General features: G+C 46.4%; 12 protein-coding genes. 3 read left to right on the forward strand and 9 right to left on the reverse strand.

The annotated features are described in order from the left end of the window. Positions 1–174 precede the first annotated feature (174 nt). Positions 175–1056, forward strand: coding sequence for a helix-turn-helix domain-containing protein (locus NCI00_RS05445; RefSeq protein ID WP_253525816.1), 882 nt, complete (start codon positions 175–177; stop codon positions 1054–1056). A 56-nt stretch (positions 1057–1112) separates the two neighbouring features. Here the strand turns inward: NCI00_RS05445 and NCI00_RS05450 are convergent, their stop codons facing one another. The 7 genes from NCI00_RS05450 to NCI00_RS05480 form a co-directional block, all read right to left on the reverse strand. Next, entirely contained in the window at positions 1113–1868 is a 756-nt protein-coding gene (locus NCI00_RS05450) for a class I SAM-dependent methyltransferase (RefSeq protein WP_253525818.1), read from the reverse strand. A gap of 101 nt (positions 1869–1969) precedes the next feature. Then, positions 1970–2899, reverse strand: coding sequence for a hydroxypyruvate isomerase family protein (locus tag NCI00_RS05455; protein WP_114067579.1), 930 nt, complete (start codon positions 2897–2899; stop codon positions 1970–1972). An 81-nt stretch (positions 2900–2980) separates the two neighbouring features. Then, entirely contained in the window at positions 2981–3526 is a 546-nt protein-coding gene (locus NCI00_RS05460; RefSeq protein WP_253525820.1) for a PH domain-containing protein, read from the reverse strand. A 30-nt stretch (positions 3527–3556) separates the two neighbouring features. Beyond that, positions 3557–4939: a sensor histidine kinase gene (locus NCI00_RS05465; RefSeq protein WP_166556836.1), complete on the reverse strand. Its 1383-nt coding sequence runs from the start codon at positions 4937–4939 to the stop codon at positions 3557–3559. Positions 4940–4977: 38 nt separating this feature from the next. Then, positions 4978–5745, reverse strand: a complete 768-nt coding sequence (locus NCI00_RS05470) for a hypothetical protein (RefSeq protein ID WP_253525823.1) — start codon at positions 5743–5745, stop codon at positions 4978–4980. Between the two features lie 45 nt (positions 5746–5790). Further along, positions 5791–6840 (reverse strand): AMP-binding protein, encoded by a 1050-nt coding sequence (locus NCI00_RS05475; RefSeq protein ID WP_253525826.1) that lies wholly within the window; start codon positions 6838–6840, stop codon positions 5791–5793. Positions 6841–6848: 8 nt separating this feature from the next. Then, positions 6849–7310, reverse strand: coding sequence for a QcrA and Rieske domain-containing protein (locus tag NCI00_RS05480; RefSeq protein ID WP_253525828.1), 462 nt, complete (start codon positions 7308–7310; stop codon positions 6849–6851). A 176-nt stretch (positions 7311–7486) separates the two neighbouring features. On the opposite strand from NCI00_RS05480, the gene NCI00_RS05485 reads away from it, so the two are divergent. Next, entirely contained in the window at positions 7487–9115 is a 1629-nt protein-coding gene (locus NCI00_RS05485; protein WP_253525830.1) for a CotH kinase family protein, read from the forward strand. A gap of 4 nt (positions 9116–9119) precedes the next feature. Here the strand turns inward: NCI00_RS05485 and NCI00_RS05490 are convergent, their stop codons facing one another. Further along, positions 9120–9569, reverse strand: a complete 450-nt coding sequence (locus NCI00_RS05490; RefSeq protein WP_166556832.1) for a type I restriction enzyme HsdR N-terminal domain-containing protein — start codon at positions 9567–9569, stop codon at positions 9120–9122. Between the two features lie 80 nt (positions 9570–9649). Between NCI00_RS05490 and NCI00_RS05495 the strand changes: the two genes are divergently transcribed. Continuing rightward, entirely contained in the window at positions 9650–10420 is a 771-nt protein-coding gene (locus NCI00_RS05495) for an AMP nucleosidase (RefSeq protein ID WP_253525832.1), read from the forward strand. Positions 10421–10503: 83 nt separating this feature from the next. Here the strand turns inward: NCI00_RS05495 and NCI00_RS05500 are convergent, their stop codons facing one another. Continuing rightward, on the reverse strand, positions 10504–11844 hold the full coding sequence (locus NCI00_RS05500; protein ID WP_253525834.1) for a tetratricopeptide repeat protein: 1341 nt from the start codon (positions 11842–11844) through the stop codon (positions 10504–10506). Between the last annotated feature and the right edge of the window lie 12 nt (positions 11845–11856).

Here is an 11856-nt window from a genome sequence, read left to right on the forward strand (position 1 = left end):
ATTTAAAGTTTAATTATTTATTCGAATTATACAAACAAGACTAAGATTTGCACAAATCCGACTTTTAACGCTTATTTTTATGATTGAATTTATGGACCACTGACTTTGATGGTTATCCTCATTTAAGCGGTTTAACAACATAATTCTTCTTAAAAATCTTATCACCAGTGTTCTATGTCTACGTACAAATTTGCTTTTAACTCCACTTTTTCGTTACTCAACGTGGATTATGTACAGTTGAACAAAAGCTGGAACTATAAGCACATTATCAGTCCTTTTTACCGATTATATCTGATTAATGAAGGTCATGGAACGCTCTCCAATACTACGCAAAACGTTACGCTTGAGGGCCATTTTTTATACCTGATTCCGAGTTTTACGCAGTGCAGTTATTATTGTCCTAGTCATTTGAGCCAATACTATTTGCATATTTTAGAAGCAACTTCCGACGAGGTTTCTCTTTTTGTAGGCAACCGAAAAATATTTAAAATTCCCGCCAATAGCGACGATTTTAGGCATTTCAAACGCCTGATTGCGTTAAACCCCAAGCGCGGTTTGTTCAAATCTACCGACCCAAAAGAGTACGAAAAACGCCCCATCATTCAGGAATTTCAGGAGCTCAACAACCGTGTATCGCTGTCGGCTTACGTCGAAACGCAGGGCATTATCTTGCAATTACTCTCCCGTTTTATCGGTACCGAAGACTTTCGTTCCGATTCCGAAACCACGTTCTTTTATAAAGTCTCGGAAACGATACGCTATATTCAACAAAACCTTCAAACCCACTTAACCGTGGCGTTTTTGGCCGAAAGAGTCCACCAAAACGCTGATTATTTTTCCCGAATCTTCAAAGAAAGTACGGGCGAGCGCCCAGCGGCCTACATCCAACTAAAACGCGTCGAGCGGGCTCAATTTCTGATGATTACCACCGATTTAACGTTCAATGAAATTGCCACCGAAACGGGTTTTGAAAGCCTAGCGTACTTCTCCAGAACCTTTAAAAAAGTAACGGGCCAAACGCCAAGTGTGTACAGGAAGAATAATCGGAGGGTATAGTGTGTGTTGTCATGCTGTAAGTATCTATCTCAGCCCCTTTCAGGGTGACCAACGGGCTACTTCCAACACACATACACTTCCTCATCGGCCATGAGTCCGTAGTGTTTGTAGTCCAATTCTTTGACGTAATCGCTTACTTCTACGCGGAAGCCCGCAGTGGCTAGGCGGTGGCGGTAGTCGAGACCGTAGCGGCGTACGTGTTGGTGCGCCCCCGCAATGCGTTTGCGCTCTTCGGGACTGAGGTCTTGGGTTTCGATGGTTTTGGGAAGGTTATTGTTGACCGCTCCCTGAATAATGGCATAGCCGTTGGGTTTGAGCACCCGGTAAATCTCGCGCATCCCGAGCGCATCGTCGGGCACGAGCTCAAAAACGTGATTGCAGATAACGACGTCGAAGGTATTATCGGGAAATTTGATGTCGGTAACCGACATGACGTGGTCGGGCATGACACCGATGGCGTCGATGTAGGTCGTCATCAAATCGGCGGTTTGGTAGTCGATATTAGAATATTGCCGAATGACGTCGTGGAGGCACTTTTCGGGCGCAAAATGCAGCACTTTTTTAGGCCCCTCAAAAAAATCCGTTTTATTTTTCAGATACAAATACACCAACCGATGCCGTTCGAGCGACTTGCAGGTATAACACAACGCATTGGGGCGGTTGAAGGGAAGAAATTGACTATAAGTACTGCCGCAAATCGGGCATTCGACCTCATTACCTAATCCGTAAATGGCGGCCCGAGTCGAAGCCTGAACGGCCCTAAGTTTTTTGCGGCCTGCGGGGCCAACGATATTTTTGAGAAGTGATTTCATGCAGTAAAGTTAACGTCGGTGAAATGAAACGTCGGCGAGGTTTTGAACCTCGCCGACGTTATTCAAATCCTCGCCAACGTTTAGACCGCAAAGTTAGCAAATCATATCGTAAAACTATCTGACTCAATATAGGCTTTGATTAAGGCTTCTTCACCTTCTTTGCCGGGCTTGGAGTTGCCGTGTTCCATCCCGAAAATGAAGTTTTGGTTATTGGCCTTCATTTTGGTATAAATGTGCTTAAACACGTTTTTGTAATTGATTTCACCCGTAGTTGGCTCTTTACGGCCGGGGTTATCACCTATTTGGAAGTACCCAATTTCGCTCCAACACCAGTCGATGTGCGGAATGATGTGCCCTTCGGTTTTTTGCATGTGGTAGATGTCAAACAAAATCTTACACGCGGGGCTATTGACGGCGCGGCAGATTTCGTAGGTCTGGTCAGAGGTTTGCAGGAATAAATTAGGGCTGTCGCTCAACGGCTCCAACACCATAGTCAATCCGTGCGGGGCCAAAATATCCGCCCCGCGACGCAAAGCGTCAATCACATGGCCAGTTTGGATACCGATGGGGAGATTGCGCTCAAAATCGCCGGGCACAACCGTCATCCATTTGGCGTTGCAACGCTTGGCTGTTTCTACGGCACGTTTGCAGCCATCCAGAAAAATGTCGACGTGTGCTTGCTTACCAGCCGCCAAGGTATTCTGAGAATTACCGCCTTTATCTACCACAAAAACGCCCATTGTCATGCCCAATTTGGCCAGTGTTTCACCAATTTTGGTTTGCAGCTCTACGGGTTTTCCCATCATGCCGTTGTCTTCCAAGGCCATGAAGCCATTGTCGGCCATGAATTTGAGCTGGTCGATGGGGTCTTTGCCGGCGCTGTTGCTAAACATCCCAAAGTGGGGAGCATACGCCAATTTAAAGTTATTTTTTGCCTTGGGAGCAGCCGTATTAAAAGCGGCAGCAGTGCCACCCGCCAACGTGGCTCCCGTAGCCGTAAGGGCAGATTTTACAAAGTCGCGACGAAACATAGTTGTGTCGTTTGGGAAGTTTGAGTGAATAAACGATTTGACTGCAAAAGCAATAGAGGGCGTTTTTCTAATCGAAACAAATTATTGAACGCGTTGGCTCTGCATAATGCCCTTAATATCGGCCAACAATTCTTTGATTTCCTGAAGCACGGCTGCGTTGTCAGAAACAGGATTGGCAGGGGCCGTGTTTTTGGCCTGCATTCGTATTTGGCGTTGCGACAAAATCAAGTTACGCAGTTCCTGCGCGTTGATAATACCGACCAGTTGCATATCATTGGCCTGACCTGCGCTTTGACCGGCCGTTTCAAATTTGAGGATACACAAATGAAAATACTTCAACAATGGTCCTTCTACAAAGGTCACATCCTGAATGTTTTCCAACGGTATGGTTTTCTCCACCTGTACCAAAATCCCTTTTTTGAAGCGAATAGCAGTTTCGGTGAGTTCACATTCCAGCTTGTCGTAGTAATGGCGGCTCCACCACTGCCCTACGCCCAAAAACCAAAATGGCAGCAGCACAATGCCGATGACGGTCACGAAAAAGAGCGAGCCTACGTAGAGCACCATGTAGGGCTTGACAAGCTCATTGAATTGAGCTTTGAACACAGATTTGTCAGAAGTTTCCACGAGTATGGGGGTTAGTAAATTAGTTTATCACTAAACGTGCGGTAATACTACCTCAAAAGTACTGCCTTTGTGTAACTCACTCTGCAACCGAATCGAGCCCCGGTGCATATCCACAATCCGCCGACAAACCGACAGTCCTATCCCGTACCCACGAAAAGCCGTGGCGTTTTTGGCGCGGTAAAGCGGCTCAAAAATGCGCTGTTTTTCATCGTCAGGAATGCCGATTCCCTTGTCTATCACCCGAACGAAACAACTTTTGTCGTTGAAACCAATGCGCACTTCTGCCCGTTTTTCGGAAGAATATTTACAGGCATTGTCAATCAGATTACTGAAGACGGTTTTGAGAAGTGGACCATTACCCAAAACGGTAATATCTTGCTCTAAATCGGGTATATCGTCAAAATCAATGTTTATCTGATAATCATTATGAAGGCTCAGCAACTCCTCCTGCGTTTCAAAAATCAGCTCATCAAGCCGCACTTCCTGAAAACTGATGGACCGCTCTTTCTTTTCGGACTGTGCCAATTGGAGTAGTCCATTGGTCAACTGAATGAGCCGTTGGGTATCATTCAGCACCGAGCGAAGCACTTTGCGGTATTCGTCGGGTGTGCGCTCTTCTTCCAATGAGACCTGAATTTCGGATTTCAATCCTGCCAGCGGCGTCCGCAATTCATGCGAAGCATTGGACACAAAACTTCGCTGTAAATCAAAAGACTCTTCGAGTCGCTCCAGCATTTGGTTAAAATTGATGGCCAATTGGGCAATCTCGTCTTGTCTATTCCCTTCATTGAGCGGTTTTCGAAGATTATAGGCCGTAATTGTACTGATTTCCTTGTTCATCGCCGAAATAGGTTTGAGCGACTGCCCCGCAAAGATGAACCCTAACACAATAGTAATCAGCACACCAAACAAAAAACTGTACACCAATGACTCCCTGAGTTTTTCGAGCTGGATTTTACCCATGTAATCCTGCGCCGAAGCCATCACCACAAACTCCCCTTTTTCTTCATCGGTATACATCACGCCCACCACATCGAGGCTGTCGCGGGTGGTTTCGACGTACTTACGTTCACGTACACGTTTCAACAATTCAGGATTGTAGAAGTAATAAATTTCCAAACTATCGGCACTGTAGCTGGCGTAAAGAACTTTATTGTCAGCGTTAAACATCAACACTTTCTCGGCGTATAGCTTAGAAAGCGTTTCTTGGTCAATAAGTTTCAGTAGTTTGGTATTGATTGGCCCTACTTTTATGAGCAAATTGGCATCCGTCAAAGCCCGGTCACGCAGTCGCGCAAAAAACTCATCTTTGCGGTTTTGCTGGGCAATGTAATAAAACGACGCTGAGAATGTAGCCAAAATCAACGCGATGATGGCCGTAAACTGAAGCGCTATTTTGGTCCGGATTTTCATAAAAAAATACAACCTAAAGAATATTAGGCAGCGAGGGGTTAAGTCAATAATTTACCAATCAGGTTTTTTAATTTAGGCAAAGTCGAAGCTCCTTTTCCAGGCTCCACTACCTGTTTATTGTACTCATACCACAATTCATCACCCGGATTAAAATAAAGTCCATTGCGTTTAGGCTTTTGGGCGGCGGCGTTGTCAGTGAGCCAATTGGGCGCATAAAGCACCTCCATCAAATGCGGCAATTCTTGCCACGGATAAAACCTAAGCGATGATTTGCCCCCATCCACCACGCGTTTTATCTGGGCACTGCGCGTCCGGAAAGAGGCCGTTACAATGGCTTCCACCGTTCCCTGCGCGGTCACGTCCAGAATGTGTAATTCAAAAGCGCGCTCTTTGCCCGAAGTTTCGAAGGTAGCCTGCAATAGCTCCTGCGCAAAATAATGCCAGTCGCTCAGGTTTTCGGGCTGGCCCCGCTGGAGTTTTTCGGTTTGCCACTCCAAAGTCAAAAAATCCTGCTCATCGTCGAGCATGATTCCTCCCGAAAGGCGGGTTTTAGCCAACAATTTTTCCAATTCGCCACGCCATACTTTGTCCAACTCCCCTTTCCAATGATAATCATCGTTGTCCGTAAAGCCCTCGGCTTCAATCTCATCGGCATCCAGTTCGTCGCGGTGCGTGTACGTTAAATTCAAATCGACCTGCAAAAGCTCCGCCACGGGAGTAAGCGTTAAGGCATATTGGTATGAATAAGGCGGCGGCAATTGAGCCGAGGTTTCAAAATGAATGGTGAGCTGACGAAACAATGACATTTTTCAGGGATTGATTGAGTGAATAATCGTCGCTTTTTCAAGTCTTTACAACGATTGGGTACTTGCAAAGGTAGCCCGTTTATCTACTTTTCCCGTGGGAGTTTCGCGAAATTTTTCCACCCTAATCAGCTCCTTGGGGATTTCGTAAGGGCTTAAGAGAGAGGTTAACGCTTTTTTTAAGGCTTCTACGTCCACCACTTCCGCGGTTTCAAGCACCAAAATCAATCGTTGCCCTAAGCGCTCGTCGGGCTTCCACCACGCAAAATACCGCGCGGAGCGATTCCATACCTGTTCAAAAGCCCTTTCTACCTTTTCCAACTGAATTTTTATACCACCACTATTGATAATATTATCGGCCCGACCCACAATTTGAAAGTGACGTTCACCCGTAAATACGACCACATCATTGGTTTGCACCCATTCCCCGTTGGTCACATTCCCCCTGACTCGCAAGCAGTTACGCTCATCAACTTCGGCTTCTATTCCCGTCAACAACTGGTACGACTTATCCGCTTCACTAGCCCCGTTAAGGCGTTGTAAAGCCACGTGCGATACGGTTTCTGTCATTCCGTAGGTGCTAAATACCGAAGCGCGCACGGCTTTGATTTTCGTCAATAAAGCCCCGCTAATCGCCGCTCCACCGACCAAAATCACCTTCAATGAATCAAGGCGTGACGGTTGACTCTCCAATAGGGTTTGAACTTGAAGCGGTACAAATGCTGCAAAATCAACGTCGGTTTCTTCGGGCAATGCCTCAAACGGCTGCGAAGACGGCGGCACAAGGTACATCGTCAGGCCGATTTCCATGCCCCGCACGAGCATCATTGTGCCTGCAATGTAGGCCACGTTTAAGCAAACGAGCGCGGCATCTCCTTGCTGCAACCCCAGTGCTTGCGCAGTCATGCGGGCACTGGCCTGCATTTGAGCGCGCGTGAGCGTAATGGGCTTGGGCTGCCCCGTAGACCCCGAGGTATGAAGAACAAAAGCTGTTTTCTCCAAAGCCCAATCACGACAAAACTCCCACGCCTGCCGAAAATACGGGTCATTAGGCGCGGGAGTTTGGAGTATTTTTGCGGGATGAATTTCGTAATACATTCTCACTTTTAAACAATAACCTCAACCACCCCCGTAGAGGCATCAAAGGAGGTTTTATAGGACGTAAGTGGCTTTGTGGCGGGGCCCGTCTGCACGGCCCCTCTGTCCGTAAAAACCGACCCGTGATTTGGGCACACAAAGGTACTGTTTGAACTTAGATAATTTACGGGAGTTCCTTCGTGGGTACACGCCTGAGAAACCGCAATGACGGCTCCCTGCAAAGTACGCGCAATGATGATTCCCTTGTAGCGAATAAATCCACCCGCGGTACGGAGGGCGGTATAATTGGGGTCGTTGACATTCAGCGTAAAATCGTTCGTCGGCGTTTCATCGCCTGGCTTGGGGTCATCGGTTCCTCCAGTACTGCACCCCGACAAACATTGTTGTAATACAATGGCGCCCACACTTACCCCAACCAGTTTAAAAAATTCTTTCCGGTCCATAACCGTCGTTTTTTGCTGCGTAATCATTTGTTAATGAGTTTTATACATTCACGTTTTCTAATTAAACATTCTCTGTTTAAATGCGTTTAACAGTAACCTATTTTAAACAAAAACGATGCTGTTTCAACAAATAAAAGGTTGTTTTCTTACATTTATTCACTAATTACCTATGGAAACGTAAGGGGGCAAAAAAGATTGTAAAAATGAAAAAATTGATTGGATTGTGCGGTTGGCTGTTGTTTCAAGGCAGTATTTATGCCCAAGGTTTTTATTCTACCAACTTACCGATTGTGATGATTGAGACGGAAGGGCGAACCATTGTAGATGAACCCAAAACAACCGTCAAGATAAAAATCATTTACAACGGTCCCGACAAAATTACCTCCCTCACCGACGCCCCCAACATATACGACGGATTTGCTGGCATTGAATTTCGTGGTTCTTCGTCGCAGATGTTCCCCAAAAAATCGTACGGTTTTGAGCTCCGCGACGCACAAGGCGAAAACAAAGAAGTAGCGCTCTTGGGAATGCCCAAAAACGAAGATTGGATTTTGTTTGCGTCTTACAACGAGAAAAGCCTTATTCACAATGTGTTGGCAATGAAGATGGCCAATGATTTAGGAATGTACGCCAGCCGAACCCACTACGTAGAACTGGTCCTAAACGGTCGTTATGAAGGCATTTATGTATTGATGGAAAAGATAAAACGCAGCAACGGGCGGCTCGGAATCACCAAAATATCGACCACCGACAACAGCGGCGATGCCCTCACGGGCGGCTATATCTTTAAAATCGACAAAACCACTGGCTCAGGAGGCAGTGCGGGTTGGTACTCTCAAATCCCGCCGTTGAAAGCAAGTCGCGGGCAACGTACACTGTATTTGTACGAGTACCCGAAGTTTGACGATATGACGAGTGAGCAACGGCTCTATCTTCGAAACTACGTCACTACCGCTGAATCAGTCCTCAACGGGGCCACATTTCGCGATTCCGTCAACGGCTATCGGCGTTATTTTGACCCACTTTCATTTGCGCAGATATTTCTGGTCAATGAAGCTTCCAAAAACGTAGACGGCTACCGCATCAGCAGTTTTTTTCACAAAGAACGCGACAGCAAAAAAGGAAAAATCAAAGCGGGTCCCGCTTGGGATTACGACTTGGCATTTGCCAACGTAGATTATTGTCAGGGCAACCAAACCTACGGCTGGGCCTATCTTTATGGCGATATTTGCCCAGACGACAATTGGCTAATGCCTTTCCAGTGGAAACGCATGTTGGAAGACCCTTATTTTGTCAATACCCTTTACGGTGAATACAAACGGATGCGCGCGGGCCCGTGGAAAACCGAACGACTAAATGCTTATATCGACTCATTGGCCACTACTTTACAATCCTCCCAACAGCGTAATTTTCAGCGGTGGCCCGTTTTGGGGGTATATCTTTGGCCCAACCCTAAGCCTGTTCCTACCACTTGGCAAGGCGAAATCAATGAGCTAAAAAACTGGCTTTCGGCCCGACTAGCGTGGCTTGATGCTTCCATGCCCGGTACGCTGACGTCTATCGACCCTAGCCCAGCGGCTACCGAAATCAGCGTAGAATTGGCCCCCAACCCTTTTTCCGAACAAGCTCGATTGGTGCTAAAAACCCCGCGACCGATGGAGATATTGACGGAAGTATTTGACCTAAACGGTCGGTTGCTGGATACCAAACTTCATTTTCTGGAACATGCCAAGAACGAAATTTCGTTGCCCGTGGCGGGGCCTTCGGGCACGTATATTTTACGCATCCATACACCCCGAGAAGTGCTTCAGAAGAAAATGATGAAACGATAATCGGTTATTCGATGCCCGCCGCATAAGAAGGAATGGTATCCAACAAAAAAGCCTGCCCGTCTTTTACTTCAAAAACAAAGTAATCCATTCCGTTGCTTATCAATACGTAGCGGGCTTTCAAAATGGAATTATAGCGAATCGCCTGTTCAAAAACCACGTCGTTGAGCGAGATGTGCGGGGCTTTGCATTCCACCAATAAAAAGGGAACCCCTTCGCGGTCATAGATTAAAATATCGGTACGTTTGGCCAATTGGTGATAGGTTAAGCCGCTTTCGGTCCGAATCAGGGCTTTCGGAAAACGATGCTCGCCCATGAGCCAATGCAAGACGTGTTGACGCACCCATTCTTCAGGCGTTATCACCACGTATTTGCGCCGTATGATGTCGAAAATGTAAGGTTTTTCGCCGATTTTTGTAACTTTGTACTCAAAGGCGGGCAAATTTAACTGTACCATCTTTTGCGGGATTTGTAAGACATTGATTCTTACAAATCTTTTTTTTAACCTATCCTTCCCAGAAATCAACAACAAAACTAATGAAAACCAAAGAAGAAATCGTAGAAAATTGGCTCCCCCGCTACACAGGCACTCCGCTTGAATCGTTTGGAGAATACATCTTGTTGACCAATTTTATCAACTACGTACAGATGTTTGCCGACAAATACAGCGTAGAAATACAGGGTCAGGGCCGCGCCATGCAAACCGCCACGGCCAACAATATCACCATCATCAATTTCGGAATGGGTAGCGCTATGGCCGCCACGGTCATGGATTTGCTGTCGGCGGTTTCGCCCAAAGCCGTATTATTTTTAGGAAAATGTGGTGGGCTGAAAAAGACGCAAATCGGTGATTTAGTGCTCCCCATTGCGGCCATTCGCGGCGAAGGAACCAGCAACGATTACATGCGCCCTGAAATCCCAGCGCTGCCTTCGTTTCGCTTACAACGCGCCGTTTCCTCCGTGATAAAACAGCACGAACTGGACTATTGGACGGGCACGGTGTACACCACCAACCGCCGCATTTGGGAACACGACGAAGTGTTTAAAGATTATCTGCGCGAAATCCGTACCATGGCCATTGACATGGAAACCGCTACCATCTTTACGGTCGGCTTTGTGAATCAGATACCACACGGGGCATTGCTGCTGGTTTCTGATAACCCGTTGGTTCCAGAAGGAGTAAAAACCGAAGAAAGCGACAAAAAAGTAACCTCGACATTTGTGGAACGCCACCTGCAAATCGGTATCGATTCTCTCATCGAATTGGCCAGTTCGGGCGAATCAGTGAAGCACTTACGGTTTGAGTAAAAAATTCGTTTGCCCCTTCATACAAAAGCGCAACCGGGAACTCCGATTGCGCTTTTGTTATATAAACCTACAAGGCTTTGCTATTAATTACAATAATCGCTGATTACTTTATAGGCTTGCGTGTACCCCAATTCTCCCGCTTTCGAGAGGTCCATGCAACCGCTGTTTTCGTCGCCAAGGCTGTGCTTGATTAGGCCGCGTACATAATACGCTTCGGCGTATTTGGGGTTAAGTTTCAAAGCACTTGTACAATCCAAAACAGCACCGCGCTGGTCGCCCATCGCCGATTTTACCATTCCCCGCGTAAAATACGCTTCGTAGTAAGTAGGGTTTAATTCAATGGCTCGGTTTAAGTCAACGATGGCACCCTTACCGTCTCCTTGTTTGTTTTTACCCACTGCTCTTGCAAAAAGCGCTTCCGAACGCTCCGTCGACAATTCATTAATTTTGTTGCGCTCTTGCACCACACCTCTCAGTTCATCCAAAATAGTACGCGAAATTCGTCCTGCATACACTACTTTCGAATCTGTCGGTGTATTGTTAAGATCAACCGCTTTATTTAAATCGCTGATGGCATCGCGTTGGTTTCCAAGTTTACTTTTACAAAACCCACGGCCATAATAGGCCCGGTAATTTTGAGGATCAAGCGTGATAGCTTGGTCAAAATCAGCAATGGCTTCTTCGTATTTTTCTAATTTACTCCGCGAAAATCCTCGGTTATAAAACGACTCAGCCTCATCTGGTTTTAGCTCAATGGCTTTTGAATAATCCGCCACGGAGCCGTTAAAATCATTGAGTTTAATCCGAGCATATCCCCGACCTGCAAAAGCCGACGGGCTTTTGGGCGTGAGGTCAATCACCCGCGAAAAGTCGGTTAATGCGCTGGTAAAATCTTCAAGTTTCAATTTTACGTTTCCTCTGGCGTACAATGCCCCCGCGTTGTTGGGCTCCAACTCCACCGTGCGGTTCAAATCTTGCAAGGCCCCCCGGTAATTTTCAAGGCGAGACCGATTGATTCCGCGCTGATAATATCCCTGAGAGTCATCAGGATTTAATTCAATAGACCTCGAAAAATCCTGAATAGCCGAGCGAAAGTCATCTTGCTTAGCCTTACTGATTCCGCGGTATAAATAAGCGTCTGAATATTTAGGGTTAAGTTCAATCGAACGATCAAAATCCAAAATGGCGCCTCGATTGTCTTTTAGGTTGGCCTTTGCCATAGCACGGTTGTAGTAGCTGGGGGCATTTTCTGGACTCATGGAAATGGCCTGATTGAACGCCTGCAATGCCGCCATAAAATCTCCCGCTTTACTTTTTGTCACTCCTTCTTCAAAAAACTCAGCCGCAGTTTTTTGGGCTTTTACAAGAGTTGGGAATACCAGAAACAGGGAAAAAACAAATAACAAAATAGGATTTTTTTTCATTGTAAAAGGGGT

The organism is Runella salmonicolor (assembly GCF_024158025.1).
Taxonomy (GTDB): Bacteria; Bacteroidota; Bacteroidia; order Cytophagales; family Spirosomataceae; genus Runella; species Runella salmonicolor.